The following is a 26,247-nucleotide window of genomic DNA, read 5'->3' on the forward strand; positions in this document are numbered from 1 at the left end:
GTATTGATTTAATCTTTAATTTCATTCGTGGACTTTTGGAAATCGCTTTATAAAAAAGACGGCAATCCATCCTTTAAGAAAAATTTGAAAGGCATGCTGGGCTACGCTCCCGGCAACCTTTCCTTGTACAAAACGGCGCTGACTCACCGCTCCATCAAAGACGGCATCGACGAAAACAACGAACGCCTCGAATACCTGGGCGACGCCATCCTGAGCGCCCTGGTGGCCGATTACCTCTTTAAGCGTTATCCCTACAAAGGCGAAGGCTATCTCACCGAAATGCGCAGCAAAATGGTGAACCGCCAGCAACTGAACGACATTGCCCTGAAAATGGGACTCAAAAAGGTCACGGTTTTCAACAAGTCTGATGCCTCGCTGAAAAGCAGCCAGATCTTTGGAAACACGCTGGAAGCGCTGGTGGGTGCCATTTACCTCGACAAAGGGTACAAGAAAACAAGCAAGTGGGTGGCCGAACGCATCATTCTGCCCCACATGTTCATGGACGACCTGGAAAACCTCGAGATCAATCACAAGAATAAATTGTACGGCTGGGCCAACAAGAACGGCAAAAGCCTCGAGTTCGAGACGGTGGACGAAAAGATGGAAAACGGTCGCCGGCTCTTTACCATCGCTGCCGTAGTCGATGGAAGGGCTATTGCACAGGGCAAGGCGTTTAATAAAAAAGATGCATCCCAAATCGCTGCGCAACTCGCCGTAGAGAAATTGGGAATCGTGAATTCGGATAGCGTGGGGGGGATGTAGTTATGTCAAACGTCAAATGTCAGACGTGAGACAATAGCCATTCGTACCAAAAAACACGTAAAGGCTGTTCATCGGAAAGATAAAAACGAAATGTTTCTCCTGTTTCACATTTGACGTTTGACCTTCATCAGTGCAGGAAAAACGTTACAATTCCCACCAGGATTAAAACCGCTCCGCTGATCCTCTTCTCGTTGTGTTCGATGAATTCTGCCGGCAATAAATTCACACCCCTGATGCCCAGGCTGACCAGCATCCAGATACCCAAAATGCTGATGACGGCATAGGCACCTGCCATTGAAAAAACGGCACCCATGCCAAAGGCTCCGGCCGACAGAAAAAGACTTTCCACTTCGAGGCAGGGCGAAAGAAACATCATGCCGACAAAAATAAGGATCCACCTACGTCGTGATTTTTCATAATCCTGCACATCTTTCTGGGCGCTGTGGTGGTGGTGCGGCATATTCACGGTAAAATAAATCAAGCCGAACACGATGAGCAGCACCGCCATGGCCATATTAATCGTCCGGCCATATTGCTCCTGCAATTCCTTGCCGATAAAACCCAGGATGAGACCAAGTATGACCGTGCCAAAAACATGCGCCGCCGCCGCCATCAGGGTAATGCTGTTGAGTTCTTTCTTTTTCCATCCTTCGGCTTTGGCAACCGCCACGAGCGGCAACCAGTGGTTGGGGATCAGCGCATGAACGGCAGCAAGAAGAATGGTTGCGGTAAGAAGACTTAGCATCGTGAATGGTGAATGGTCAATGGTGAATGGATCGTTTCAGGCGTCATGTCTTTCTTGCTGGATGGTCGGCAAGTTACAGCGGATCGTTGTTATGACCGTGGTAAAATGAAGGCACCATTTTGACCATTCGTCACCGACTACCGCAGCAGCAGTTCGCAGGGCTTCAGACCTGTGTGTTTTTTGAAGGCCGTCGAAAAATGCGAAATCGAGGAATAGCCCAGTGAGGCGGAAACATCAGTCACGGACTGGCCCTTTTCGTACAGCAGGTATTTTGCATGTTCCATCCGTTTGCTTTGGTAGAACTCGAAGATGGTTGTGCCAAACATTTCTTTAAAGCCCTTTTTCAGGTAGCACTCGTTCATGGCCACCTTGCGGCTAAGTTGTTTGATGGTAATTGGCTCGCCGATCTGCTGCAGCAAAATCTCCCTTGCCTTTGCCACCTTTTCGCGGTCGGTTTCGTTGTTCAGGAACTTGCAGGCGATCACTACGGGTTCGCTGTTCTCCATGCCGTCGAGGCAATAGAGCAGGAGCATCTGCGTTTGTGCATTCACAAAAAGGGTTTCGAGGCCGCCGTTGTACGGGTGGTTCAGCATGCCTTCGAGCACCTGGCGGGTGCGGCCGCAAAGAAGCAGCGGCCGACTGAACGAAGAGGTATATGTAAACGATAGGAGTTTTTCGTAAAAGGCCGGCTCACCGGCTGGTAGCCCGGCAAACTTCTCCAGCAGCTTTTGCGAAAACGCAAACGAAACAAAATCGACGCTTTCCGTTTTTTCTTCGCAGTTGTGCGAAAGGTGCGCTTTACACTGGTTGCACTCGTTCTGGTACTTTTTGCAATACATATTGCCGAGAAGGCAGAACCGCAGTTCCAGGTAATTCTTGTGCGGGTTGGACGCATCGTAGTGGTAACGCAGCTGCGCCTTTTCCTGGCCTTTCCAGCCCTGGGGTTTGGCAAACCGCTTCATGGCATAGTGCACAGAGCCGGGAACATGACGGCTCCCCTCAAACAAAACGGTTGTGGTGAGGGTGGCGGCTTCCGCTAAAATCTCTGTGGCGTGAACGGTTTGCATGCAGCGGCAAAAGTACGCCTGCCGGCGGCAGCAAAGAAGGAACAATCTCATCGCTTTGTCATTTTTAGAGGCTGTTAACAAGCGGACCGGTGTGCATGCGGCCGTACTGAAGGCAGGCAGGGCTGGTGGTGGAGGCCCGGGTTTGGCAAGCGTAAAAGTGGAAATCAGTGTCAACTTCTCTTCGTGTCAACTCGCCGACTCTTCGACCCCGTTCTTGAAGAACGAGACAAATAGTTTCATACTTTCGCCGCATGCAGTCGAATTATTCCGAAGTGCAGCAGACCCTTGCAGCAGAAGCCTCCATCAGCGGTGTTGGTATTCATTCGGGCCAAACCGTTGAAATCCGATTAAAACCCGCAGAACCCAATACAGGCATCGTTTTCAAACGGGTGGATTTACCCAATGCGCCCATGGTCAAAGCCGATGTGGACAATGTTGTTGAAACCAACCGAAGCACGACGATCGAAGCCAACGGCGCCCGGGTCGGCACCATCGAACACCTGATGGCCGCCCTCGTGGGCAACGGTGTCGACAACGTCGTGGTGGAAATCAATGCGGCCGAAGTGCCCATCCTCGACGGAAGTGCCGAACCGTTTATCGAAACCATCCGCAAGGTGGGTGTGACGAAGCAGGACGCTCCGAAAGTCTATTATACCCTCCAGCACAACATTGTGTTTGTGGACGAAAATAAAAAGGTGGAGATGGTGGCGCTGCCCTACGACGGCTACCGCATCAACACGCTGATTGATTTTAACTCGCCGGTGCTGGGCACGCAGCATGCCGACCTGAGGCACCTGTCCGACTTCAATACGGACATTGCTCCCTGCCGCACGTTTTGCTTTTTTCACGAGCTGGAATTCCTGATCGATAATAACCTGATCAAAGGCGGCGATATCAACAATGCCATCGTGGTGGTGGACAAGCCGGTCACCGACACACAGGTGCAGCGCATTTCCAAAGCATTCCAGAAAGAGGATGTCAAGGTTTCGGAAGGCGGAATTCTCAACAACCTCGAGCTGCGCTTTCCTAACGAACCGGCCCGTCATAAACTGCTGGACGTCATTGGCGATTTGGCACTGGTTGGGATGCCGTTCAAAGCGCACATCATTGCCAACCGTCCCGGTCATGCCAGCAATGTGGCGTTTGCCAAAAAGATCAAGGAACACCTGAAGAAATTCAAGAACAAGGCCGCCATTCCGCCTTACGATCCCAACAAGCCCCCGGTTTACGACATCCACGCGATTGAAAAGAAATTGCCGCACCGCTATCCCTTCCTCCTGATCGATAAGATCATTCACCTGGATGAAAAAGTGGTGGTGGCCGTAAAGAACGTCACCTACAACGAACCGTTCTTCCAGGGACATTTTCCCGGCAACTGCGTCATGCCCGGCGTGCTGCAGGTAGAGGCGCTGGCGCAAACGGGTGGCATCCTCACCATTCCCGACGATCCCGATCATACCTACGACACGTATTTTCTCAAAATCGACAATTGCAAATTCAAAAACAAGGTGGTGCCCGGCGATACGCTGATCCTGAAAATGGAGCTGATGAATCCTGTGCGCCGTGGTATCTGTGAAATGAGAGGGACCATTTATGTTGGTGAGAAACTGGTTGCCGAAGCAGATATGGTTGCGCAAATTGTAAAGAAACCCAAAGAAAGAGTATGATTTCCCCGCTCGCATCCATTCATCCCAATGCAAAAATCGGAAGTGATGTTATCATTGAACCCTTTGCGGTCATTCACGACAACGTGGTGATCGGCGATGGCTCACATATCATGTCGAATGTCGTGCTCATGTCCTATAGCCGTATCGGAAAGGGGTGCAGAATATTTCCCGGTGCCGTGATCGGCGCCGTTCCGCAGGACCTCAAATTCATCGGCGAAGAAACCACGGCCGAAATCGGCGATTACACCACCATTCGTGAATGTGTAACCGTCAACCGTGGCACAAAAGATAAATTTAAAACGGTTGTCGGAAAGCATTGCCTGCTGATGGCCTATGCCCACGTGGCGCATGACTGCATCTTAGGCGATCATGTCATTTTAGCGAATGCCGTGCAACTGGCTGGCCATGTGGAAGTCGGCGATTACGCCATCATTGGCGGCCTGGCCGGTGCCCACCAGTTTACCCGCATCGGGGCGCATACCTATATTGCAGGCCATACCGTTATCCGCAAAGACGTTCCTCCTTATGTAAAAGCAGCCCGTGAGCCCATGAGCTACATGGGACTGAACATCGTGGGCCTACAGCGCCGGAATTTTTCCGCCGAAACGATCGACACCATTTCGAAGATCTATCACCTGCTCTTCGTGGGCAATCACAGCATGAGCGGTGCCATCGAAAAGATCAGGGCCGAAATTCCCGATGGCGATGTGAAAGAAGAAATCCTTCAGTTTATTCAGGGCTCCAAAGCCGGGGTGATTAAGCGCTATGCAAAAAATGGCGTAGATGAAAATTAACCTCCTCAACGCCGGCAAACGCTACAACCGCGAATGGATCTACCGGGGGGTTACACTGGAATTTTCATCCGGTAGCGCCTATGCCATCACCGGGCCGAACGGTTCGGGTAAATCCACCCTGCTCCAGGCGGTCGGCGGCATGCTGCAGCTGAGCGAAGGCAGTTTGCAATATGCAACCGGCAACGGGCCATTGGCAAATGAAGACGTGTACAAGGAAATTTCTTTTTGTGCGCCTTACCTCGATGTCATAGAAGAAATGACCCTGCTGGAGTTCCTCCATTTTCACAACCAGTTCAAGCCATTTTTGGAGTCGTTTACCGCAAAAAAAATCAGTGAAGAAATTGGTTTGGAAGCAGCGGCCGGCAAGCAGATCCGATACTATTCGTCGGGCATGAAGCAACGTGTAAAACTGGCGCAGGCGATCTTTTCGGACACGGCCATTGTTTTGCTCGACGAGCCGTGCAGCAATCTTGACAGCAAAGGCATTCACCTGTATCACTCCCTCATTGCTACCTATTGCAAAGACCGCCTGGTGCTGGTGTGTTCGAACGACGAAGTGGAATACAGCTTTTGCAACGAAGTGATTTCCATTACGGACTTTAAAAATCACACGATTTCTTCTCGTCGTGGTATTCAATAAGCTTGTTCAGCATTTCTTTAAACTGAGCAAGACCCTTTTTCCCCAAAACCTGTTCGTATTCTTTTTCCAGCGACAGCACCCTTTCCTTGGCGGAAAGAACCAGTTTTTTCCCCTTGGGTGTCAGGTAAATGATGGAGCTGCGCTTGTCCTTGCCATCCGGTTCGGTGGCGATGTAATGGGCTTCCGCCAGTTCTTTCACCACTTTGCTCATGGCCTGTTTGGTCACCCGGGCTTTTTTGGCCAGTTCATTGTTGGTAATTCCTTCGGGATGGATGTTCATGATCAGCGGCATGTAGCCCATTTTGAAATCGGCATAGCCGTGTTCACAAAACTCCGACATGGCCCAGGCATCAAAATGGCGTTTGATATGACTAATGAGCTTGCCGACGCTTTGGTTTTTCTGGTGGTGAAATTCCAGCAGCCGCTTGTCTGTCTCCTTTTGGTTCATGCGGCAAAGATAGGAAAAAGAAAAATAGTCAACTAGTTTGACTATATAGTAAACTTGGTTTACTTTTGCCCTCCAATTCGAGAACAATGGAAAAAGTTACAGTTGAAACAGAACGCAGGCGGATCAAGCCCATTTATATCATCCTTCCGCTGGTGCTGCTCATCGGCGGGTTTTTCGGGTATAAAAAGATCCGGCATGCCACGATGTATGAGAGCACGGACAATGCACAGATCGAAAGCAACGCCGTGCCGGTGATCAGCCGGGTGGCCGGCTATATCGACAGTGTTGCGGTGAGTGATTATGCCGAAGTAAAACCGGGACAGTTGGTGGTGAAGCTGGACGACAGGGAGTACCAGATCGCCGTGTCGCAGGCCCAGGCCGACCTGGCCCAGGCCCAGGCCGATCTTGCAACGGCAAGGGCGGCCCTCTCAACAGTCGGTTCATCCGAAAACGTGGCTTCGGCCAATGCCGACGTGCTGCGCACACGACTGCGGAAGGCCGAACAGGATCTTGGCCGCGACGAAGCCCTGTTTGCCGATGGTGCCATAACCCGCAAGCAACTTGATGACAGTCGTTCCAACGTGGAAACAGCCCGCAAGCAACTGGTAGCCGGCAACCAACAGACCGTGCAGGCATCTGTGCAGGGCAATACTGCCAATGCACAAATCCAGAAAGCGCAGGCCCTGATTGAAACAAGAAAAGCCGCGCTGGAAAAAGCCAAACTGCAACTGACCTATGTGGAGATCTATGCGCCTGCCGGGGGCCGGATCGGCAAGACCAACCTGCAGCCGGGACAGTTTATTCAGCCCGGCCAGCCCCTGTTCACGGTCGTGAACAGCGAGCAGTTCTGGGTGGTGGCCAACTTTAAAGAAACGCAGCTGAAAAGCCTGAAACTGGGACAGCCCGTTGAAATGACCATTGCAGGTTATCCCGACCGGAAGCTGACCGGTAAGATCACATCCTTCAGCGAGGCAACCGGTGCCAAATTTTCACTTCTTCCTCCCGACAATGCGTCGGGCAACTATATCAAAGTAACCCAGCGTGTGCCGGTGCGGATCGATATCGATAACGTGGCGCAGGTAAAGGATATCCTGAAGGCAGGACTGAGCGTGGACCTGGACGTGAAAGTGAAATGATGCGTAATGAGTGATCGGTTGTCCAACGCGGCCGTGCACTCGCAAACTTGTGAACGCGTAAACTTTTTTTGATGCAAGCAGCAGCATTACATCCACCCGCAGTGAAAACGCCGAAAGGGTTTGCACGGTTTATTATCGTGCTGACAACGGTGACGGCGGCGGTGATGGAGTTGATCGATACATCGATTGTAAACGTGGGGTTGAACCAGATTGCGGGCAGCCTGGGTGTAACCATTGAGGATATCAGTTGGGTGATCACGGCCTATGCCATTGCCAACGTGATCATCATCCCGCTGACAGGTTTCCTGGCCGAATACTTTGGCCGCAAAACCTATTACATCGTTTCGATGATCCTGTTTACCATTGCTTCGTACCTATGTGCGGAATCAAGCTCGCTGGTAGAACTGGTCATCTGGCGCTTTGTGCAGGGGGTGGGCGGCGGTGCCTTGCTCTCTACGTCGCAGGCCATTTTGTTCGATGCTTTCGAGCCCAAAGACCGGCCGATGGCTTCGGGCCTGTTTGGGATGGGATTGATCCTGGGCCCCACGCTGGGTCCTACACTCGGCGGCTATATCATCGAAAATTATAGCTGGCCGCTCATCTTCACCATCAACATTCCCATCGGCATTATCGCGACTCTTTTGTCGTTAAGCTTTATTGGGAAAAAAGAAGGCGAGGGGAAGAAGAAAGACCAGATCAAGATCGACTATACCGGTATCGCCCTGCTGATGGTGGGCATCGGGTGTTTGCAGTACGTATTGGAAAGAGGCGAAGCGGAAGACTGGTTCAACAGCCATTTGATCCAGGTTCTTTCGGCCCTGGCCTTGTTTGGCCTGGCGGGATTTATCTGGCGCGAACTGGTGGTCAAGCACCCGGCCGTTGACCTGCACGTATTGAAGAACCGCAACCTGGCCTTTACCACCATCTTCACCTTCGTGATCGGGTTGGGACTGTTTACGTCCGTCTTTGTTTATCCCGTTATGGCGCAACGCATCATGGGCTGGACGCCGTACGAAACGGGCCTGTCGCTGTTGCCGCCAACATTAATCGGCGTGGTGATGATGCCGGTGATTGGCCGCCTGATGGCGAAAGGGGTTTCGCCACTACCCTTTGTGATCATTGGATTCCTGCTCTTTGCCGCCTACGGTTTTTTAAGCGGCGGTGTAACGCCGGAAGCCAACAGGTGGGATTTTTTCTTCCCGCTGATTCTTCGTGCACTGGGCCTTTCGTTGGTGAACATTCCGCTGATCAACCAGGCGGTTGCCGGGCTGAAACCCAAAGAATATGCGTCGGGCATTGCCCTCAACAACATGATCCGGCAACTGGGCGGCGCCTTTGGGATCGCCATGGCCAACAACTACATTGCCCACCAGTACATGCAGCACCGCACCGACCTGCTGAGCAGCAATATCGTTGCCAACAACCCGGTCTATAACCAGTATGCAACGTCTGCCACACAAATGCTGGCATCGAAAACGGGCAATGCGTACGGCGCATCGCAACAGGCGTTAAAGCTGCTGGATCTGCGTATCGACAAGCAGGCGTATTTCCTGTCCTACCTGGACACGTTTCACATGATCGCCATCTTCTTTGTGGCCGTGTTGCCGCTGGTCGCGTTTTTGCGAACGAAAAAGAATGCAAATGCCAAAGAAGCCATGAAAGCGGCCGCGGAGGCACATTAGTATAAATGACGGATGATGGATGACAGGCGTGCGTCAGCGCAGCTTCATCCACAATAAAACAGTAGAAGTGTTATGAAAAAAATGAGTCTGAATATTTTGCTGGTAGGCCTTGTCGGCACTGCGCTGGCCCAGCAGACCAATGGCGAATTGAAAGGATTGATCAACCAGTCGTTTGGTTATTTTCCCCGCTTCCAGGAGTTGCAGCAGGGGGTGCAGGTGGCCGAGCAGAGAGCGGAACTGGCGGGTCTCGCCACCAAACCAACCGTGAGTGCCAGCGGCAGTTACACCTACGTGGCGCCGGTACCCAACATACCTTTCCCCGATGGAAGCGGCGGCACAAAAAACTTTAAGCTGCAGCCCAACCATAACGTCAATACCGGTGTTTCCATCCTGGAACCCCTGTATGATTTTGGCCGGACGCGGCTGGCGATTGAGCGGGCACGGCTCGATGTTCAGCAGGCCAAGAACAATGTTGAATACAACAAATCGCAACTGGCCGCCCAGGTCGCCAATGTATATTATACCATCATTTACCTGCAGCGTGCCATCGACATCCAGGATTCGGTGATCGGCGTTTTGCAGGTGAACAAGCAGGTGATTGAAGACAAATACAAGAGCGGTGACGCGTTGAAGATGGACGTGCTCACCATGCAGAATAACATTGACATTGAACAAAACCGGAAAGCCGACCTGCAAAACCAGTTGCAAAAGCAATACAACCTGCTGCAGTTTGCAACCGGGCAGGCCTTGAATCCTTCGGCCCGCAATTTTGATTTTTCTGTCGGAACGGTTGATTCTGCCGGTGCCTTGCAAACGGCACAAACCAGCAACGTCGAGTTCCAGATGGCGCAGCAACGCATCCGCCAGGCCGAAGCCGATGTGGCCATCAGCCAGCTGGCCAACAAGCCAAGCATTAACCTGAATGGAACAACCGGTTTCCGCAACGGTTTCCAGCCGGATATCGGGCAGTTCAAATTCAACTATGCGCTGGGTGTAGGTGTCAACGTTCCGCTGTTCAATGGCGGCCGTGATAAAAAACAAACCCAGATCGCCCAAAGCATCGTAAAGCAAAACCAGTTGGCCGTGGAAAGCCTCAACAATCAGTACAGCCGCGACATTAAGCAGGCACTGACCGACGTGCAAACCAACCAGGAACGGCTGCGCACAACGGCCGAACAGGTTTCCATTGCAAAAGAAGCATTGCGTGTAGCGCAATCGAGATACAAGAATGGCATCAGTACAAACGTGGAATTGCTCAATGCCAATACCAACCTCCAGCGGGTGGAATTAGCGCAGGTACAGTACGAGTACCAGATGACCCTGGCACAGATTGAACTGGCAAGATTGATGGGAGTGAAGTATTGGTAAGACGGCTTCCTCGATCCCTCAAAGGCCTCCCCGCCCTCCAAAGGAGGGAGTGGCCCGGCACAGACCCTTGCTTATGCACGGTACTTCAAAGCCTCCATCATACTTTAAGGTGGAGGCTTTTTACTGCCGTTTGGCGTCCTTGAAAACCGCATTTTCTTTGCCCCGGCGGGGCATCCTGTTAATAGAAAAAAGAATTCGAAGAGAGAACGAAGCTCCGTAGGAGCAATGTATTTTTTATGGTACCAGCAACAGAATAACCATGAAGCTTCTGTTGCGTCGCACACGTGTACGTTCCCAACAATGTTGAGCAAGAAACCATTCTCCGTAGGCGAGCTTACGCAGCTGGGCCACTTCCCCTTTGGGGACCGAGGGGGCCTCACCACCGCTCTTCTTCCGACGTTTCGTCCGATGAGCGGAACCGTTCTTTCGTGGCCCGTTTTTCCAACTGCCGCCGGATCAGCAGATCGGCGAGCAGGCTGCCCGCGTCTTCGGTGGGGTTTTCCTGCAACACGGCTTTGACGTTTTTTTCCGGCACATCTACGCGGTAGAGCAATTGCACCAGCGCCGCAAAATCGTGGAGCACCAGTTCGTTGAGGTAAACAGCCAGTTGTTTTTTCACCGATTCCCGTTCGCCGACAGTAAGATTTGTATTGAGTTGGGCCAAAAGCGGGAAGACATCCATCCCTGCAATTTACCTTATCTTGTCCCGATAATCAGCCGCTGATCCTGAAAAATGGCAGACCGCTACGAGAAGGATCGTAAACTTGAAGCTTCAACCAACTGCACGTATGAAGAAAGCACCCGCACTTTGTGTTCTCCTTCTTTTTGTTGTTTCCGTCGCTTTTGCACAGGGAAGTATTAAAGGAAAACTGCTCGACAGTGCCGGCAAAAACCCGTTGGGCCTTGCTACCATTACTGTTTTTAAGGCTGCTGATACGGCCCTCATTACCTATCGTCTCAGCAACCCGGAAGGGGAGTTTAAGGTACCCGGCCTGCCGCTGAACCTTGCCTGCCGCATCGTGGTGACCTACACAGGTTACGAGGCGTTTCGCAAAGAATTTACGCTGACCGGTGAAGAGACGCTGGACATGGGAAACATCAAACTGCAGCCCACCGCCAAATCGCTCGACGAAGTGATCGTGGTGGCCGAACGGCCACCCGTAACCGTAAGAAAAGATACCATCGAGTTCAATGCTTCTTCATTTAAAACCCTGCCGACGCACCTGGTGGAAGACCTCCTGCGCAAACTGCCCGGCGTACAGGTGGACAGGGATGGCAACATCACGGCCAACGGCAAGCGGGTGAACCGCATTATGGTGGATGGAAAAAGTTTTTTTGGCGACGATCCCAAAATGGCCACCCGCAACCTTCCCGCCAACGTGATAGACAAAGTACAGGTAACAGATGACAAGGACGAAATTGCCCGCAACAGCGATGGCGACCTGACCAACGTGGGACAGGTCATCAACCTGACCCTGAAGAAAGGCGTGAAAAAAGGCTGGTTTGGAAAGCTCTATGGCGGCGCCGGTACCAATGACCGTTATGAACTGGGTGGCATCGCCAACATCTACCGCGATACGATGCAATTGAGCCTGTTGGGTTTTAGTAACAACATCAACCGCAGCGGGTTTTCGTTCAAGGAGATCCAGGACATCGGCGGCTTTAACCGCAGTGGATTCAACTCGGTCATGATCTCCAACCGCAGCGGGCAAACAGGCTTTGCACTCAACGGGATTTCCTTTGGTGGCCTCGACGCCGGCATTGCCCGCACGACAGGTGGCGGTTTCAACCTGAACCACGCACCCAACAAAAAGAACTCGTTCTTTCTGCAATATTTTTTTGGCAACACCCATAACAATGTGCAACAGCTCACCAATGTGCAGCAGTTCTTCAACGACACAGCCGTAAACACGCTGACCACTACGGGAAACAACCGTGTTGCCAACACGCACAACCTCGGTGCCGGCGCCAACCTCAAGCCGGATACGCTGACGGACATTACGTTCCGCTCCGGCTATGCCTATTCGACGAGTGCCGATGCCATCGCCGCGTTGATCAACGTGACCAACAACCTGCTTGGACAGGTCAGCAGCGGCACCGGTTCGCAGTTCAACAAAACCTACTACAGCAGCTACAATCACAGCCTGACGCTGACGCGGCGATTCAGGGAGAAGAAGGGACGTACACTCAACCTGAGTCACTTCCTGACCTACACCAGCAACCTGCAACGCTATATTACCGAAGCCGAGAACGACTATTTTTATCCCTTTCCCTACGACAGGGATTTTGCGCAACTGCGCCGCCAGGATCTGCCCTCGCTTTCCGCCAACACCAACCTGAATTTCAGCGAGCCGCTTTCCAAAAAGATGACCCTGCGATTCAACAACCAGTACAACTACATCAAGGACGAACAGGATATTGCAATTTTCAACCGCGATGGAAATGCGAAGTACGAGTTGCCCGATGACACGCAGGCGAAAGGGTTTCAGCGTTACCAGCACCGCGTCAATTCTTACCTGGGACTTTCCTACAAGATCAAGCAGGTAACGCTGTCGGCTGGCGTGAACGGCCTGTGGCAAACCATTCACAACAACTTTACAAAAGTGGTCAGTCCCGTGAACACCACGCTGTTCAACGTACTGCCTTCGTTCCAGTTCAGTTGGAAACAACTGTCGGCACAGGTCAACCAAAGCGTGACGGCGCCGTCGGTTTCGAACCTGACACCTGTACCCGACAGCACCAACCCGTTTTATATCCGCTACGGCAATCCTTACCTGAAGCCGGCGAAGCGCACTTCGTTTTATATAAACAACTTCATCTTCCTGCAAGGCAGCAGCACCAGCTTTAACTTCTTTGCCAACGGCAATTTTACCGACAACGACGTGGTGCTGAAAAAAACCGTGGCAGCCAATGGTGTGCAGACAACAATGCCGGTGAATGCCAGCGGTACGGTGAACTTTTATGGCAGCGTCGGTTACGGGAAAGAATTCAAAAACAAGCAGAAGTTTATTTTCTCTTTCCGCTTTTCGCCTTACGTCAATTACGACCGGCGCAAGCTGATTGTGAACAACAATGTCAGCACCGCATCGAGCCTGCAATTTGGACCCAACTTCAATTTGAGCTTCAACTGGAACGACAAGGTGGAGATGCGTCCGATGTACAGCCCCGGCATCAGCCGCACCACGTATACGGATCCCGGCTTCAAGAGTTTGAGAGCAGTGACGCATTACCTCGAGAACGAATTGATTGTTCGCCTTCCGGCCAAACTGGTATGGGAGACGAACGTCGCCTACCGTTACAACAGCGAAGTGGCCCCGGGACTGCCAAAGGAAAACCTGTTGTGGAATGCAGCCGTTACACTGCTGATGCTGAAAGGCGACGTGGGCATGTTGAAGCTAAGCGTGTTCGACATCCTAAACCGGAACAACGGCTTCTACCGCTTTACCTCCCAAAATCAAATTACCGATCAACGGACAAATGTGTTGCAGCGCTATGGTGCGCTGACCTTTACCTACAATATCCGCAACATGGGTGCACCCAAAAAAGTGGGCGGACGAGACAGGCTGTTCTTTTTTTAGAACTTCTCGATCACACCCAAACTAAACAGGGCAAAATCATATTTCACCGGGTCGTCTGCGTCAAAACGTTTCAGGTGGCCCGTTAGTTCCAGTGCCGTCAGCCAGTCGGTCTGTTTGCGGGTGATGAGGCCGACCTGTCTTGCCACTCTTGCCACGTGCAGGTCGACGGGACAAACCAGTTGCGCAGGCGAGATGGTTTGCCAAAGGCCAAAATCAACGCCGCAGTTGTCCCGCCGCACCATCCACCGCAAAAACATGCAAAGCCGTTTGCAGGTCGATCCACGGGCCGGCGTGGCAATGTGTTTTCGGGTGCGCTGCGGCGCTTCTTCCAGCGAAAAAAAATAGGTGTGAAAACCGGTCAGTGCGTTTTCAATGGTTTCATCGCCTGGCTGCATCCATTGGGCAAATGCCGTTTCCAGCGAGTCGTGGTGCGAATAATGGTGCCGAAAAAAATCAATGCAATACAGAAGATCGGTGGTGTTGAACGTGCGGTGTTTGAAGGCCAGCAAGCGCTTCAGGCCATCAATGCCGGGATCCAGGCAAAAGGCATGGGGTGCATTGTCCATCAGCAGCATCAGCTCCGTTGTTTTGTTGATGATAGTGGTGCGGTTGCCCCAGGCAAAAATGGACGCGAAGAACGCCGCGATCTCGATGTCCTGTTTTTGCGTAAAGCGATGCGGAACCGAGATCGGGTCGTGCGGAATAAACGAAGGCCGGTTGTACTCCGCCACTTTCCTGTCCAGGAATTCTTTCAGCTTTTCGGTCACGGCGCAAAGCTAGGCATTCAGCATGCAGGTGCTGCTGCAAAAGCCGTCACGATCTTTTCCCATTCTTTCAGAAAGAGCAGGTGCCCGCTGTGGCGGAAAATGTGCAGGTGCGATTGGGGCAGTTTTTTCAGCAGGTAGCCGGCGGTAGCCGGTGGCCACACGTTATCCTGTTCACCTGTCCAGATGTGCACGGGGCAGGTGATCTTGGTATAATCAATTTTAGCCCTGCCCAGGGCCCTGGCTTCGTAATAAACGCCGGCGCCCCGCTGTGCAAAGCCTTGCCTTGTTGCTTCGAGCAAGAGAGCGGAAACGGATTTCTCACCTGCTTCTTTTTTATCTGCCTCGGTCATACTGCGGATTGATTGCTTCAGCAGCGCAGCCGGGTCTTTTTCTGCCAGGCGGCCAACCTGCCGGAACAGGCACTTTGTTACAAATGGACAATAGTGGTTCAGGAAGGTGATTGCTTTCCACCTGTCGGGCAGGACCGTCAATGCATCCCGGTTGGCAAAAGGGATTGCACTGTTAAGCAGGTGAAGGGCTGTAACGGTTTCCGGGTAGGCCTGGCTGTAAGCCTGTGCAAACAGGCCACCGGAACTCCATCCCGCCACCACGCACTGCCGGACCTGCAACTGCGAAAGGATTGCTTTTGCGTCGGCGGCTACCGTGGCCGGTGTGTATCGTTTGAAGAGAGAGGAACTGCCCACGCCTGGCCGGTTGGGACAAACGAACTGCAGGTCCAGTTGACGAAGCAACTCTCCGGAAGAAGGAAGGGCCTCGGAGGAGGAGCCGAAGCCATGAAAAAAGAGGACCGTTGTCGTGCCGTTTCCCAAAATCCTTGCCTCGATGTTGCGGCCGTCAACGGTGAACAGGTTTGTCATTTTGCCGGTGCATTTTGCAGGTATTGCACAGCCGCTTCCAGTACGTCGTCTTTCCCCGCTGCCACGTTTTTGGCCGTCGGGTGTACAACGATATCGGGTTGAATCCCCACACCTACAAACTCGGTACCGTCGCTGAAAAAATCACGCTTGGAACAAACGGCTGCCGTGCCGCCGCCGGGCAGTGTAAAAAACACGGGTTGGCCGGTGCTGCCACCGGAAGGTTCACCGATGACAAGTCCTCTTTGCATGCTTTTAAATGTAGCCGTAAAATCTTCAGCGGCCGAATAGGTTGCGGCGCTTGTCAGTACCACAACGGGCTTACTGAAAAATTTATTTTTATACGGTTTCCAGTCGTCTTCAGCAATTGTGCCTTTTTCAATGTCGCCCCAGGAGCGGCCCACAGGGCGGTATTGGCGAAGCACGGTTTTGCCGGTGTAAAATGGTTTGTCGGTAAGGCATCCGAGAATTTCAAACCCGTTGCCGCCGTTGCCGCCACCGTTGTTGCGCACATCAATAACCAGTGCACGGGTGGGTGCGATAAAAGCAAAAAGGCTGTCGAAGGCGTTTACAATTTTCTCATCATTAAAGGAATTGATTTGCAGGTAAGCTATGTTGCCTTTCAGGATTTGGAAAGTAAACAGCGGCAATCGATCCCAATAGCGCTCAACGGCTTTATACGTGAAGACCTGCGTCAGGCATTTTCCTTCCGGTGTTTTAAACGAAAGTGTTACAGTGGCGCCTGCGCTGCCCGGCGTCAATTCGTAACGGTAAATGCGGTCGGTACTGTCTTGCGCCGTGGAAAAATGCAGGAAAGGACTGATGTTTTTTTGGATGTGCTCAGTAATGGGTGTTCCGTTCCAGGCGGTCAGTTCCATGCCGGGCAGAATGCGTTGTTCTTCTTTTTTATCGGACGTGTTGCGCACCACGATAGCCCGGTTTTCAATCCAGCGGATCTCCAGCGGTACAATGCCGTTGCGTTGCTTGATGTAGCGGAAAGGGAGATTGACGCTGGTATGGCCATCCCGCAAGTGCTGATAAAAGTTTTGCAGCACCCGGTAGTAGTCGACCAGCGATGTGGTGGCCGCCACCTTTGGGATAAAGGTGGTGTAAAGGCTGTCCCAGTTTAGTGCAGGCACCAGGTCGAAGTTGGCGAAATTGTATTTGGCTTCGGACCAGCACTTACTCAGGCCTGCAATCTTTTGTTCGGCGGTCAGTTGTGCTTTGGCTGCCGAGTCTTTCATCAAATCCGAAAAGTTGATTTTCTCCCAGCGGTTATGGTTAAAGCTTGTATAAGCGGTACTGTCGAATTTCTTTTGCGCAAATGCCTGGAGCGCAAATACAGTCGTTAAAAGAAGAAAGATCTTTTTCATATTCTGCAGGGTTTATGGGTTATCGAATGGAGGGAAGAAAGGCCAGGATTTTTTCGGCATACCACTGCGGTTCTTCCTGGAAGGGCGCATGGCCACCAATGTAATGAACAACCGTTTGGTGGGGAAAGCGAAAGCTCTTGTAATGATCGGGACCGATCGCGTAATCCTGGTCACCGGTCATCACGAACACGGGACATTTGATGCGTGCCGTTTGCGGTGTGTAGTCTTTCCAGTAGGCCGGAATCGACCAGCATTGCGTGGCAAAGTCGCGGTTGAATTTACCGGCCGAAAACGTTATCGAGTCGTTGAACTTTTTTTCATAGGCGTTGCGGAACATCAGCTTGTACCAGATGTCTTTTTTCGAAAGTTTTTCGTGCACTTTCCAAACGCGTTCGTTCAGGGGCAGCGATGCATTTCTGAACGCCGACTGGTCTTTCATGTCCAGCACCTTCAGGCCAAATTCCAGGTGGCTCGTCATCGCGGCCTGCATGTTCAGCGTGCAGTGGATATAGAGAAGAGCCGAGATGCTCGCCGGGTGTTGAAGGGCATAATTGGTGATCAGGATTCCGCCAAACGAATGGCCCATCACCGCCCACTTTCTAATGCCCAGGTAGTGCCTGATTTCTTCCATGTCTTTGATCATGCGCTCCAGCCGGTAGTCGCAGTTCCTGGCAGAGTCGGAACGGCCGCTGCCGCGCTGGTCGAAATAAATCATCTGCATCTTTTGCTCGATGAGGGGAGCGCCGGCCATGGCTTCGTAGTAGTATGAATTGGAACCGGGTCCGCCGTGCACGAACAGGCAGGGCTTCCCTTCGCCGGCAATGCGTACGTAGAGTTTAACGCTGTCGGATGTGGTAAAATAGAACTGTCTTTCGTTTGCTGAAGCCGACGTTAGCAGGAGCAGGAGAAGCAGGCAGGAAAGAAGGGTTTTCATTTTGTTTTGTTTGATGATACAAAGAGACTGCGGGCAGTGCCGTTTTTCAAATCAGTCCGGACGAATGACGCATGAAGGCGGATGAATGACGCTGAAGGGAAGGGCTGTTTCCGGCGGTCGTGTGCAAAGCCAGTTGCCGGCATACCAGCAAATGAAGCGGGATTGAAAGGAGTGCAAAAATGGTCGCCATAGCAATCGGGGGAAACGCATTGCTGCCACCTGCGGTGTGCATCACGCTGTTCGTAAGATGATACACGATATTGCCCGCCCAGTGCACGCCGAACGTGTACCAGATGTTACCGGTCAGCAACAGCGGGAGCGCAAGTTGTATGCCCAGCACAAGCGCATAAAGAAAATAGACCGGTTCATCAAGTCGGTGAATGTGATTGAGGCCATAGACAAGCGCCGACACGGCGACCACCAGGGATTTCGTCCACCTGTGCCCGGCATGACGGAAGATATAGCCGCGGGTGAGCACATCTTCCGTTAGCGACGAGATGGCGCAGCCAAAAATCAGCAGGGCAGCCTGCGGCAGGAACTGGTGCAGGGGCGGAACGAAGCTGACGACCTCAATGTCCAATAAGAGACAACTGAGAAAAAGCAGCGTGCTGACGGCAAGACCAGTGAGCAGGCCTGTGAGAAAATACACGGGAAACGATTTCTTTACCGCCAGGCCCCAGCCGTTCATGGTTTTGTCGCCCTGCCATTTCGAGACGATAAAACCGGCGAAGAAAAACAAGCCGGAGATGGTCAGGAAACCTGTGGCGCTGTTGCGGTACAGGATAAAATATTCGGCCGTGTGATAGCAGGCAAAAAGCAGGACAAACCCGGCGATGATTTTAAAAACAGGCGGTTTCATGTGCGTTGTTTGACACAAAGAGAGACAGGATACAAGGGCAGGAAAAACAAGAGTTGACGAATGACGGAAAGAGGTTGCTGAGTGTTGGTTTTTGAACTTTTTCAGGATTCTGTTTTCAGACTTATTTTCAGGCCTCTTCACACCCCGGAGTTTTTAAAACTTCTGGGGTGTGAAAAAATGTGCCGGCCAAAAGTCAAAATTTCCGCTGGACAGGTTGCCTGTGCAATTCAATAAAGGACGTGATTGACCCGAACCAATCAAGTAGTTCTTCGTGTTTCAACAGGCTGTTTTGAGAAACGATCTGCCGGTATGAGGAAAATGGCCAGTCTTCAACATGCCTGCAGAAGCCATGATGAACCGGATTGGCGTGTATATAGTGGACAAGCTTTGTATAGTAGGCGGGTGTATTGATCAGGCGGCGGCTGAACGGTTCGAGAAACAATTTGCCAATGCGGCCTTGTTGCATGTTAAACGCTTTGGTATCGGCATTGAAAAAATTACTGAATTGCTGCAGGACATAAACAGGTTTCGAAGATGCGGGTCGAGCCTTCGTGCCTTCACGGGTTTTACCATAATCTTCGATGGTTTGTTCTGTTTTGGTGGCAATGAAAAAGTGAACATGATTGGCAGGAGACAGTAGCAAAAAATATCCCCAACAGGACCGATGTGTTTTGAAAACAGGTGCAGGAAATACCGGTAATTGTCGGCGGTAAGAAAAAGTTGTTCCTTACCTGCGGCATGGTTAAAAACATGATAATACCTGTCGGGGTGGAAAGCCGCTTTGAAGTCTTTTCCCATTATCAAAGAATAAAGAGAAAACCTTTTTTTGCAAGCCGCCGCCTATTTCCCCAGCCACTCTTTGAACTCCACCACCTTGTCCAAACTCACAAACACATCTTCCTTCATCGCCGGCGACAGATCCAGCTTGATCCTGCCTTTGGAGTACACATGGATATTTTCAATGGCAGTCAGCTTTACCATCATCTGCCGGTTGATGCGATAGAAAACTGCAGGGTCGAGCATCAGCGACAACTTGTCCAGGCTAAAATCAACCGGGTAACGGTGGTTGTCTTTCGTAACCAGGAAGGTAATCTTCTCCGCGCTGTAGAAATAGTGAATATCATCCACCTCCACCGTCATCAGGCGGGAACCGATGGAAACCAAAAAACGGCTTTTGTAGTCGGGCTCTTTTTTCTGCAGCGAGTGAAGCAACTGCTCCAGGCTTTTGCCGCTGGCTTGTTTTTCGGAATGAATGCGTTTGAACTTCTCGATGGCCTTCACCAGCTCTTCGTAGTTCAGCGGCTTCATGAGATAGTCAACGCTGTTGACCTTAAATGCCTTGATCGTGTATTCGTCAAAGGCCGTGGTGAAGATCACCGGCACATCGAGGTTGACCGATTCAAAAATGGAAAAGCTTTGCCCGTCCTCGAGGTGGATATCCATAAAAACCAGATCCGGATCTTTGTTTTCGCGGAACCATTGCACCGCTTCGGCTACCGATGGAATCTCGGCCAGCACGGTGATAGAAGGATCGTATTTCGCCAGCATGGCTTGCAGCCGTTGGGCAGACAGGTGTTCGTCTTCGATAATGATTACGTTCATCGCTTCGGTTTTAACAGTGGAACTTGTACACGGAAACGGTCGGTGTGGTGAACCGTGGGTTTTCGGTCGGTGAGCATGGCGTATCGCTTGCGGATATTTTCGAGCCCGATACCGGTGGAGCTTTCGGCCTGCTCTCGCTGTTGGATGTTGTTCTCCACCTGCAGGGTGTTGCCGGCAGCCGATACATTGATTACAAGCGGTTCCTGCGCCGACATGCGGTTGTGCTTTACGGCGTTCTCCACGAGCAATTGCAGTGTCAGCGGCGGAAGCAACAGGTCGCCTGTACCGGCAGCAATCGTTTTCTCCAGCCTGATCTTTTGATCGAACCGGATCTGCAAAAGAAAAAAGTACGCATCCAGAAAACCCAGTTCTTCGTCCAGGCTTACGAGCTCCGCTTCTTTTTGTTCCAGGATATAGCGGTAGGCTTTCGCCAGGTGCTGAATGAATTGATCGGAGAGTTCGGCATTGACATGCACCAGCGACGAAAGCACGCTTAAGCTGTTGAAAAGAAAGTGCGGGTTTACCTGGCTTTTCAGCGCCTGCAACCGCACCTGGGCAAACTCCCGTTCCAATTGCTCGGCCTGCGCCTCTTTCTGCCGCGCAACCTGGTAAATATTCAGGCCCGATAAAAATGTGTAAATGAAAATGGTTCCCAGCATGTAAAGGCCGATATAGCGGCGAAAGGTCCAGAGATTTGGGTCGGCCGGGTTGCCGTTCACCAGCGGCTGCTCGATGTATTTGACAAAGCCAAATAAAAACCAGTAAGTCAGAAACAAAATGAGGATGATCTCCACGACGTAGCGCAGTCCGACGGGTTTGAAGTTTTTAAAAACGTAGTTGTTCAACAGGATGGTGCCGTGGATGAGCAGCGCAATCCCCGTCAGCCGCACGACGGTAAACAACAGCTCCCGCGAGATGATTCGAACCGAAAATGTTTTGTCGATGTAGGCAAAAAACACCGGGTAGAGAAGACTGACCAGCAGGATCACGGTGAGTGTGAGCCGGAAGGGCGAAATGGGTTTTTGTATCGTCAGGTTTTGCTTCACGCGGGTAAAAGAGGGATGGTCATTCGCACCACCTGGCCTTCGGTGGCGACTGAAATTTCTTTATTCAGGAAATGGAACTGCTCCTGCAGGTAACGGAACTGCGGGCTTTGTTCTTCGGTGGCCGCTTTCGGCTGGTTGGAGTAGCGGATCTGCAGTGTGCCCTCTTCCTGCGACAGGGCCATGCGCAAGGGCCTGGCGGCCGACATCGTGTTGTTCTGCAGCACCTGTTCCATCACGATCAGCAAGGTATGCGGCGGTACCGTGTAGCGGTCGGTTTCCATGTTCGCTACCTGCACCTGGAGCTTTTTGCCAAATCGTTGCTCCGTCAAAAAAAGAAACGACTGCAAGAACGCGAGTTCCTGTTCCAGCGGAACGGTTTGCTTGTCGCGTTGCTCCAGCAAATAGCGGTACGACCGCGAAAGCTTTTCGATAAATTGTTCGGCCAGGTCTGCATCGACATAGACAAGAGAACTCAGGGCATTCAGGCTGTTGAAAAGAAAGTGCGGGTTGAGCTGGTTCTTCACCGCTTCAAACTGCGACTGGGTGTATTGCCGCTGCCACCGCGCCACTTCAATGTTTTGGAGCTGCAGGTAGCGAAAGATGCGGAACGACGTCATAAACGCATACACAACGATCAGGAAGGTGATGTCGATCGTCAGGATCATTTTGAGCTTGCGCTGCAGAAAGTTCATGTCGTCTTCGGGATAAACCATGTAGGTAATGAAGATCCAGCGAAAGAATTCCATGATGCAAAAACCGATGAGCAGTACAAAAAGAATTTCCCGCAGGAAGCGTTCGAAGCCGTTAGGGTTATGCTGGTATTTTTTGTTGAAATAGCGGATGGAATAATACAGCAGGTAAAGGACGACAAAGGTCTGCAGCATGATGGGCCAGCCCTGGGAATAAAAATCCCTGAATGCATACAATGGGAAAAAAGCATGGCCATTGTTGATGTAACTGTACATCACCATCAGCAGGAAATTCAGCAACAAGCCTCCGGTAACAAAAAGGAAATGAATGTTGGTATAAAATGCTCTTTTTCTCAAGGGGTCGTAAAATAAGCAATGTAGGTTACAATTGCGGTAAGCAGGGTTAGGCTGTGCAGCAGTGTATGTTCAAGATTCGGAACCGGGTGATCTTTAATTCGTGGCAACACGATAATGGTGTGGCGGAAAAGGCGGTCGTAGGTTTGCTGCCACTCTTCGGTAGGTCCGAAAAAATAGTGCCGCCACCAGTTAAGGTATTCGCCCAAAAGCAACACGGGATAGATAACCAGCGAGGTCACGGTCATCCAGTCGATCTGCAGGCAAAAGCCCGCAAGCGGGAAGGCCATGATGATCCCGTTCACGCAGCACTCGGCCAGCCGCTCTTTGAGCGTGTACTGCCGCACATTGTTGAACGGGTAAAAATCAAACAGGGTAGTCACCTGGTGAAAAAGCAAAAGGACGCCCTGGAAAAGAACGGCAACGGTGAGCATGCGGTTTATTGGTTTAAGACAAGAAACGGGTTCCCGGCAAGTACAGGGCCGCTGGATTGCAGCGCACCTTTTTCTGCCAGGAATGCAAACGAAACCACCGTCAGGGCTATGAGAAAAATGGCCAGGAAAAGAAACTTGTACATTGCTGCAGGTTTAGATCCCAAAGGTCATCTTCCCGGTTGCCCCGGTAAAAAAAGATGTGACGAATGACAAGTTTCTCGTGACGAAACCCGCTTCGGGGCGACCGGCTGCCGCTCATCATTCTTTGGCTCACCGGCTCCACTGGCAATTTTATCTTTACGGCCTTTCTTCCTGTTATGGAACTACGAACCCTGGAGCACACACCGCTGGCAGAGATCACGGCGGCATTTAACGAAGCGTTCAGCGATTATTTCATTCCCCTGCGGTTTACCGAAGAAGGGATGGCGGCCAAAATCAAAGGCGAGGGCATTGTGCCGGCCTTCTCCGTTGGCGCTTTCGACGACGGTCAGTTGGTTGGCTTTATTCTCCACGGCTATGACGTGGTCGATGGCGTGAAAACCATCTACAACGCCGGCACCGGTGTCGTACCTTCCGGTCGCGGCGCAGGCCTGACATCCGCATTGTACCGGTACAGCATCCCGCTTCTGAAAGAAAAAGGCATTTACACGCACCTGCTGGAAGTCATCGACAACAATTTCACGGCAAAGAAAATCTACGATTCCATCGGGTTTAAAACGGTACGCAAACTCAGCGCCTTCCGGAGCGCAGCGCCGATTGAAGCGGCGTCTTTTTTTGCAATCCGGCCGGTGGATGCATTACCCGATACCAGCGCTTTTACCGCCATGCAGCCGGCCTGGCAAAATGCAACGACAGCCATCAACCGCGACAGGGAAGGCCATTGCCTGCTCGGTGCGTTTGACGGCGAAACGATGGTTGGTTATGCCGCCTGTGTGCTGGCTTCGGGCAGGGTAAAACAGGCCGGCGTTCTTCCGGCCTTTCGCAGGAAAGGTATGGGCACGGCCCTGTTCCGCCACATGCAGCAACTCTGCAGCGCCCAACTGGTAGTAACCAACGTGGACGACCACTACGAACCTGCAATCCATTTCCTGGAATCCCTGGGCTTTCAAAAGCTGCTTGGGCTTTATGAAATGCAGATGAAGTTGTCCTGAGATTTTCCGTATCCGTTTAATTTTGAAGCACCAAATCAAGCCACATGTTTATCGGACATTATGCCGTGGGCTTTGCCGCCAAAAAGCTCCAGGCAAAACCTTCGCTTGGCACCTATTTCCTGGCCGCGCAGTTCCTTGATCTTCTCTGGCCAACGCTTCTGATGCTAAAAGTGGAGAAAGCGGCGATCAGCCCGGGAGGACCCGTGCCGCTTTCCTTTACGCACTATCCTGTTTCGCACAGCTTACTGGCTGTGTTGGGATGGGCCGTTCTTTTCGGACTGCTGTATTTCCTGGTGAAGAAAAACAGAGGTGCCGCTATAATGGTGGGCTGTTGCGTGGTCAGTCACTGGCTGCTCGACCTGGTGGTGCACCTTCCCGACTTGCCGCTTTACCCGGGAGGCAACGATTTTTATGGGTTGGGATTGTGGAAGGTAAAAACGATAGAGTTGCTGGTTGAACTCCTGCTGTTTGCCGCCGGTGTGCTTTTCTATTACAGGGCCACAAAAGCAAAGAACAAAACCGGGGTCTATGCACTGGGAGCATTGGTCATCTTTCTGCTGGTCGTTCATCTGGTGAATGCATTTGGCCCGCCGCCTACTGACATCACTGCTGTTGCCTGGGCCGGGCAGTTGCAATGGCTGATCGTATTGTGGGGCTATTGGGTGGATCGAAACCGGGTGGCGAAAGCCGGCAATGCACCAATAGAAACGGCGCAGTTCACATCCGGGCAGGTTGTTGCTTCCTGAACGGGCAGCCCGGGCTCACCGCTCGCCGGTATAATGTGAGCCGGGCAGTGGATGGTGAACAGTGCGGGGGGCTTTATTCATCATTGATGCCTTACTGCTCATAAGCTAAAATGTATTTGTGCGACAACAGGAAAAAGAAAAGCAGGCGCCAGGCCTGCTTTTTAGATAAACAATGATCTCTCTTCTATTCACTGGTGATGACTCGCCACGCACTTTATCCAATCGCCTTGGCTAAATCATCAATCAAATCTTCCGCATCCTCAACACCCACGCTCAGGCGAATCAGCGAGTCGCTCAGGCCATTCCTGATCCGTTCTTCCCTCGGTATGGATGCATGCGTCATGCTGGCCGGGTGGTTGATGAGCGACTCGACGCCACCCAGGCTTTCGGCCAGCGAAAAAAGTTTGGTGCTACTTAAAACCCTTTTTGCTTCTTCCACTTTTTCATCTTTTAGTTCGAAGCTGATCATGCCGCCAAAATCACGCATTTGTTTTTTGGCGATCGCATGGTTGGGATGATCTTCAAAACCCGGCCAATACACCTTGCCAACCTTCGGGTGGTTGCGCAGCCACTGGGCGATTGCTTTGCCGTTCTCGCTGTGACGCTGCATGCGCAGGTGCAGGGTTTTGAGGCCGCGTAAAACCAAAAAGCAATCCATCGGTCCCGGCACGGCACCGCAGCTTTTCTGGATAAAATAAAGCTGGTCCCTCAGGTCCTGGCTGTTCATCATCAAAGCACCCTGGATCACGTCACTGTGCCCGCCGAGGTATTTCGTGGCGGAGTGCATCACGATATCGGCGCCGAGGTCGAGCGGGTTTTGCAAATAAGGAGAGGCAAAGGTGTTGTCCACGCAAAGCACCAGGTTGCGCTCCCTGCAGATGCCGGCGATGGCTTCAATGTCGCAAATGTTCATCAGCGGGTTGGTCGGCGTTTCCACCCACACCAGCTTTGTTTTGTCGTTGACGTACTGCCGGATGTTTTGCGCATCCTGCATGCTGATATAATGAAACTTGATTCCAAATTTTTCAAACACCTTGGTGAACAGGCGATAGGTGCCGCCATACATGTCGTTGCCGCAGATCACTTCGTCGCCGGGCGCCAGCAGTTTGATGACCGCATCGGTTGCTGCCACGCCGCTGCTGAAGGCCAGGCCAAATTTTCCGTTTTCAATCTGTGCATACGCCGTTTCCAGGGCTGTTCGTGTCGGGTTCTGGCTGCGGGCATATTCGTATCCCTTGTGCGTGGCCGGCGCCTCCTGCACGTAGGTGCTGGTTTGATAGATCGGCGTCATGATGGCCCCGGTGCTGGGATCGGGTTCCATGCCTGCATGGATAAATTTGGTTCCTGTCTTCATGTCAAAAATTTAATGAGACCAAAAGTAGCAAAAGGTGAGGCTACCGGCGCGGTGAAGAAAAATGCCCTGCGTCTCCGCTTTGAAAGCAGCCGCTACACTTCACCTTATTTTAACCATCTGCCGTTAAACATTGCCGGTCTCTTCGCTTCTCATTTCCAGTAACAGTTAAAAACATC

General features: G+C 51.9%; 27 protein-coding genes. 12 read left to right on the forward strand and 15 right to left on the reverse strand.

Going from position 1 to position 26,247, the window contains the following annotated elements; genetic code table 11:
* The first annotated feature begins 27 nt into the window (after positions 1-27).
* Positions 28-762 carry a ribonuclease III gene (gene rnc, locus D6024_RS06960; protein ID WP_240409980.1) on the forward strand — a complete coding sequence of 245 codons (735 nt, stop codon included), beginning with the start codon at positions 28-30 and terminating at the stop codon, positions 760-762.
* 127 nt (positions 763-889) lie between these two features.
* Here rnc and D6024_RS06965 read toward each other — a convergent pair whose 3' ends face one another.
* Positions 890-1,507: a hypothetical protein gene (locus D6024_RS06965; protein ID WP_121353861.1), complete on the reverse strand. Its 618-nt coding sequence runs from the start codon at positions 1,505-1,507 to the stop codon at positions 890-892.
* A 137-nt stretch (positions 1,508-1,644) separates the two neighbouring features.
* A complete protein-coding gene (locus D6024_RS06970) occupies positions 1,645-2,625 on the reverse strand; it encodes a helix-turn-helix domain-containing protein (protein WP_121353862.1) in 981 nt (326 codons plus the stop codon).
* Positions 2,626-2,825: 200 nt separating this feature from the next.
* Between D6024_RS06970 and D6024_RS06975 the strand changes: the two genes are divergently transcribed.
* From D6024_RS06975 to D6024_RS06985, 3 genes are read left to right on the forward strand one after another with little or no spacing between them, the layout of a single operon-like run.
* Entirely contained in the window at positions 2,826-4,241 is a 1,416-nt protein-coding gene (locus D6024_RS06975) for a bifunctional UDP-3-O-[3-hydroxymyristoyl] N-acetylglucosamine deacetylase/3-hydroxyacyl-ACP dehydratase (RefSeq protein ID WP_121353863.1), read from the forward strand.
* Positions 4,238-5,035, forward strand: coding sequence for an acyl-ACP--UDP-N-acetylglucosamine O-acyltransferase (lpxA, locus tag D6024_RS06980; RefSeq protein WP_121353864.1), 798 nt, complete (start codon positions 4,238-4,240; stop codon positions 5,033-5,035). Before D6024_RS06975 ends, lpxA begins: the two co-directional genes overlap by 4 nt.
* Positions 5,025-5,675 (forward strand): ABC transporter ATP-binding protein, encoded by a 651-nt coding sequence (locus tag D6024_RS06985; RefSeq protein WP_121353865.1) that lies wholly within the window; start codon positions 5,025-5,027, stop codon positions 5,673-5,675. Before lpxA ends, D6024_RS06985 begins: the two co-directional genes overlap by 11 nt.
* On the opposite strand, the gene D6024_RS06990 is transcribed toward D6024_RS06985, so the two are convergent.
* Entirely contained in the window at positions 5,635-6,123 is a 489-nt protein-coding gene (locus D6024_RS06990; RefSeq protein ID WP_121353866.1) for a MarR family winged helix-turn-helix transcriptional regulator, read from the reverse strand. The genes D6024_RS06985 and D6024_RS06990 overlap by 41 nt on opposite strands.
* 86 nt (positions 6,124-6,209) lie before the next feature.
* Between D6024_RS06990 and D6024_RS06995 the strand changes: the two genes are divergently transcribed.
* The 3 genes from D6024_RS06995 to D6024_RS07005 all read left to right on the forward strand — a co-directional run bounded on the left by D6024_RS06995 (position 6,210) and on the right by D6024_RS07005 (position 10,309).
* Entirely contained in the window at positions 6,210-7,259 is a 1,050-nt protein-coding gene (locus D6024_RS06995; protein WP_121353867.1) for an HlyD family secretion protein, read from the forward strand.
* A gap of 71 nt (positions 7,260-7,330) precedes the next feature.
* Entirely contained in the window at positions 7,331-8,941 is a 1,611-nt protein-coding gene (locus tag D6024_RS07000) for a DHA2 family efflux MFS transporter permease subunit (protein ID WP_121353868.1), read from the forward strand.
* A gap of 72 nt (positions 8,942-9,013) precedes the next feature.
* Positions 9,014-10,309, forward strand: coding sequence for a TolC family protein (locus D6024_RS07005; RefSeq protein WP_121353869.1), 1,296 nt, complete (start codon positions 9,014-9,016; stop codon positions 10,307-10,309).
* Positions 10,310-10,685: 376 nt separating this feature from the next.
* On the opposite strand, the gene D6024_RS07010 is transcribed toward D6024_RS07005, so the two are convergent.
* Positions 10,686-10,991, reverse strand: a complete 306-nt coding sequence (locus D6024_RS07010) for a hypothetical protein (RefSeq protein WP_121353870.1) — start codon at positions 10,989-10,991, stop codon at positions 10,686-10,688.
* A 106-nt stretch (positions 10,992-11,097) separates the two neighbouring features.
* On the opposite strand from D6024_RS07010, the gene D6024_RS07015 reads away from it, so the two are divergent.
* Positions 11,098-13,887 (forward strand): outer membrane beta-barrel protein, encoded by a 2,790-nt coding sequence (locus D6024_RS07015; RefSeq protein ID WP_121353871.1) that lies wholly within the window; start codon positions 11,098-11,100, stop codon positions 13,885-13,887.
* On the opposite strand, the gene D6024_RS07020 is transcribed toward D6024_RS07015, so the two are convergent.
* From D6024_RS07020 to D6024_RS07040, 5 genes are read right to left on the reverse strand one after another with little or no spacing between them, the layout of a single operon-like run.
* Entirely contained in the window at positions 13,884-14,654 is a 771-nt protein-coding gene (locus D6024_RS07020) for a TIGR02757 family protein (protein ID WP_121353872.1), read from the reverse strand. The genes D6024_RS07015 and D6024_RS07020 overlap by 4 nt on opposite strands.
* A gap of 17 nt (positions 14,655-14,671) precedes the next feature.
* A complete protein-coding gene (locus D6024_RS07025) occupies positions 14,672-15,532 on the reverse strand; it encodes an alpha/beta fold hydrolase (protein WP_121353873.1) in 861 nt (286 codons plus the stop codon).
* Positions 15,529-16,902 carry a S41 family peptidase gene (locus tag D6024_RS07030; RefSeq protein ID WP_121353874.1) on the reverse strand — a complete coding sequence of 458 codons (1,374 nt, stop codon included), beginning with the start codon at positions 16,900-16,902 and terminating at the stop codon, positions 15,529-15,531. Before D6024_RS07030 ends, D6024_RS07025 begins: the two co-directional genes overlap by 4 nt.
* Positions 16,903-16,921: 19 nt before the next feature.
* Complete coding sequence (locus D6024_RS07035) at positions 16,922-17,836, reverse strand: alpha/beta fold hydrolase (protein WP_121353875.1); 915 nt, start codon at positions 17,834-17,836, stop codon at positions 16,922-16,924.
* A 46-nt stretch (positions 17,837-17,882) separates the two neighbouring features.
* Entirely contained in the window at positions 17,883-18,695 is an 813-nt protein-coding gene (locus D6024_RS07040; RefSeq protein WP_121353876.1) for a CPBP family intramembrane glutamic endopeptidase, read from the reverse strand.
* 349 nt (positions 18,696-19,044) lie between these two features.
* On the opposite strand from D6024_RS07040, the gene D6024_RS26580 reads away from it, so the two are divergent.
* Positions 19,045-19,335 carry a hypothetical protein gene (locus D6024_RS26580; protein ID WP_162944601.1) on the forward strand — a complete coding sequence of 97 codons (291 nt, stop codon included), beginning with the start codon at positions 19,045-19,047 and terminating at the stop codon, positions 19,333-19,335.
* A 200-nt stretch (positions 19,336-19,535) separates the two neighbouring features.
* On the opposite strand, the gene D6024_RS07050 is transcribed toward D6024_RS26580, so the two are convergent.
* From D6024_RS07050 to D6024_RS26585, 5 genes are read right to left on the reverse strand one after another with little or no spacing between them, the layout of a single operon-like run.
* Positions 19,536-20,297: a LytR/AlgR family response regulator transcription factor gene (locus tag D6024_RS07050; RefSeq protein WP_121353878.1), complete on the reverse strand. Its 762-nt coding sequence runs from the start codon at positions 20,295-20,297 to the stop codon at positions 19,536-19,538.
* Complete coding sequence (locus D6024_RS07055) at positions 20,294-21,343, reverse strand: sensor histidine kinase (RefSeq protein ID WP_121353879.1); 1,050 nt, start codon at positions 21,341-21,343, stop codon at positions 20,294-20,296. The genes D6024_RS07050 and D6024_RS07055 overlap by 4 nt, the downstream gene beginning before the upstream one ends.
* On the reverse strand, positions 21,340-22,389 hold the full coding sequence (locus D6024_RS07060) for a sensor histidine kinase (RefSeq protein ID WP_121353880.1): 1,050 nt from the start codon (positions 22,387-22,389) through the stop codon (positions 21,340-21,342). Before D6024_RS07060 ends, D6024_RS07055 begins: the two co-directional genes overlap by 4 nt.
* Complete coding sequence (locus D6024_RS07065; RefSeq protein ID WP_121353881.1) at positions 22,386-22,820, reverse strand: hypothetical protein; 435 nt, start codon at positions 22,818-22,820, stop codon at positions 22,386-22,388. Before D6024_RS07065 ends, D6024_RS07060 begins: the two co-directional genes overlap by 4 nt.
* A 5-nt stretch (positions 22,821-22,825) precedes the next feature.
* Entirely contained in the window at positions 22,826-22,963 is a 138-nt protein-coding gene (locus D6024_RS26585) for a hypothetical protein (RefSeq protein ID WP_162944602.1), read from the reverse strand.
* Positions 22,964-23,137: 174 nt separating this feature from the next.
* Between D6024_RS26585 and D6024_RS07070 the strand changes: the two genes are divergently transcribed.
* A complete protein-coding gene (locus tag D6024_RS07070) occupies positions 23,138-23,971 on the forward strand; it encodes a GNAT family N-acetyltransferase (protein WP_121353882.1) in 834 nt (277 codons plus the stop codon).
* 44 nt (positions 23,972-24,015) lie between these two features.
* Positions 24,016-24,717, forward strand: coding sequence for a metal-dependent hydrolase (locus tag D6024_RS07075; protein ID WP_121353883.1), 702 nt, complete (start codon positions 24,016-24,018; stop codon positions 24,715-24,717).
* A 214-nt stretch (positions 24,718-24,931) separates the two neighbouring features.
* On the opposite strand, the gene D6024_RS07080 is transcribed toward D6024_RS07075, so the two are convergent.
* Positions 24,932-26,071 (reverse strand): cystathionine gamma-synthase, encoded by a 1,140-nt coding sequence (locus D6024_RS07080; RefSeq protein WP_121353884.1) that lies wholly within the window; start codon positions 26,069-26,071, stop codon positions 24,932-24,934.
* Positions 26,072-26,083: 12 nt separating this feature from the next.
* On the opposite strand from D6024_RS07080, the gene D6024_RS26590 reads away from it, so the two are divergent.
* The gene (locus D6024_RS26590; RefSeq protein WP_162944603.1) at positions 26,084-26,233 is read left to right on the forward strand and encodes a hypothetical protein; all 150 of its coding nucleotides are present in this window, start codon (positions 26,084-26,086) and stop codon (positions 26,231-26,233) included.
* Positions 26,234-26,247: the final 14 nt, after the last annotated feature.

The sequence above is a fragment of the Flavisolibacter nicotianae genome (assembly GCF_003628535.1).
In the GTDB taxonomy this organism is placed as follows: Bacteria; Bacteroidota; Bacteroidia; order Chitinophagales; family Chitinophagaceae; genus Flavisolibacter; species Flavisolibacter nicotianae.

What these genes read in the sequence shown, in the direction of transcription:
- D6024_RS07030 (WP_121353874.1), bottom strand. Translation starts at nt 16,902, where the DNA reads ATGAAAAAGATCTTTCTTCTTTTAACGACTGTATTTGCGCTCCAGGCA.
- D6024_RS06995 (WP_121353867.1), top strand. Translation starts at nt 6,210, where the DNA reads ATGGAAAAAGTTACAGTTGAAACAGAACGCAGGCGGATCAAGCCCATT.
- lpxA (WP_121353864.1), top strand. Translation starts at nt 4,238, where the DNA reads ATGATTTCCCCGCTCGCATCCATTCATCCCAATGCAAAAATCGGAAGT.
- D6024_RS06970 (WP_121353862.1), bottom strand. Translation starts at nt 2,625, where the DNA reads ATGAGATTGTTCCTTCTTTGCTGCCGCCGGCAGGCGTACTTTTGCCGC.
- D6024_RS07070 (WP_121353882.1), top strand. Translation starts at nt 23,138, where the DNA reads ATGGAACTACGAACCCTGGAGCACACACCGCTGGCAGAGATCACGGCG.
- D6024_RS07065 (WP_121353881.1), bottom strand. Translation starts at nt 22,820, where the DNA reads ATGCTCACCGTTGCCGTTCTTTTCCAGGGCGTCCTTTTGCTTTTTCAC.
- D6024_RS07035 (WP_121353875.1), bottom strand. Translation starts at nt 17,836, where the DNA reads ATGAAAACCCTTCTTTCCTGCCTGCTTCTCCTGCTCCTGCTAACGTCG.
- D6024_RS07040 (WP_121353876.1), bottom strand. Translation starts at nt 18,695, where the DNA reads ATGAAACCGCCTGTTTTTAAAATCATCGCCGGGTTTGTCCTGCTTTTT.
- D6024_RS26590 (WP_162944603.1), top strand. Translation starts at nt 26,084, where the DNA reads ATGAGACCAAAAGTAGCAAAAGGTGAGGCTACCGGCGCGGTGAAGAAA.
- D6024_RS07080 (WP_121353884.1), bottom strand. Translation starts at nt 26,071, where the DNA reads ATGAAGACAGGAACCAAATTTATCCATGCAGGCATGGAACCCGATCCC.
- D6024_RS26585 (WP_162944602.1), bottom strand. Translation starts at nt 22,963, where the DNA reads ATGTACAAGTTTCTTTTCCTGGCCATTTTTCTCATAGCCCTGACGGTG.
- D6024_RS07005 (WP_121353869.1), top strand. Translation starts at nt 9,014, where the DNA reads ATGAAAAAAATGAGTCTGAATATTTTGCTGGTAGGCCTTGTCGGCACT.
- D6024_RS07050 (WP_121353878.1), bottom strand. Translation starts at nt 20,297, where the DNA reads ATGAACGTAATCATTATCGAAGACGAACACCTGTCTGCCCAACGGCTG.
- D6024_RS06990 (WP_121353866.1), bottom strand. Translation starts at nt 6,123, where the DNA reads ATGAACCAAAAGGAGACAGACAAGCGGCTGCTGGAATTTCACCACCAG.
- D6024_RS06965 (WP_121353861.1), bottom strand. Translation starts at nt 1,507, where the DNA reads ATGCTAAGTCTTCTTACCGCAACCATTCTTCTTGCTGCCGTTCATGCG.
- D6024_RS07010 (WP_121353870.1), bottom strand. Translation starts at nt 10,991, where the DNA reads ATGGATGTCTTCCCGCTTTTGGCCCAACTCAATACAAATCTTACTGTC.
- D6024_RS07025 (WP_121353873.1), bottom strand. Translation starts at nt 15,532, where the DNA reads ATGACAAACCTGTTCACCGTTGACGGCCGCAACATCGAGGCAAGGATT.
- D6024_RS07015 (WP_121353871.1), top strand. Translation starts at nt 11,098, where the DNA reads ATGAAGAAAGCACCCGCACTTTGTGTTCTCCTTCTTTTTGTTGTTTCC.
- D6024_RS26580 (WP_162944601.1), top strand. Translation starts at nt 19,045, where the DNA reads ATGATGAACCGGATTGGCGTGTATATAGTGGACAAGCTTTGTATAGTA.
- D6024_RS07000 (WP_121353868.1), top strand. Translation starts at nt 7,331, where the DNA reads ATGCAAGCAGCAGCATTACATCCACCCGCAGTGAAAACGCCGAAAGGG.
- D6024_RS06975 (WP_121353863.1), top strand. Translation starts at nt 2,826, where the DNA reads ATGCAGTCGAATTATTCCGAAGTGCAGCAGACCCTTGCAGCAGAAGCC.
- D6024_RS06985 (WP_121353865.1), top strand. Translation starts at nt 5,025, where the DNA reads ATGAAAATTAACCTCCTCAACGCCGGCAAACGCTACAACCGCGAATGG.
- D6024_RS07075 (WP_121353883.1), top strand. Translation starts at nt 24,016, where the DNA reads ATGTTTATCGGACATTATGCCGTGGGCTTTGCCGCCAAAAAGCTCCAG.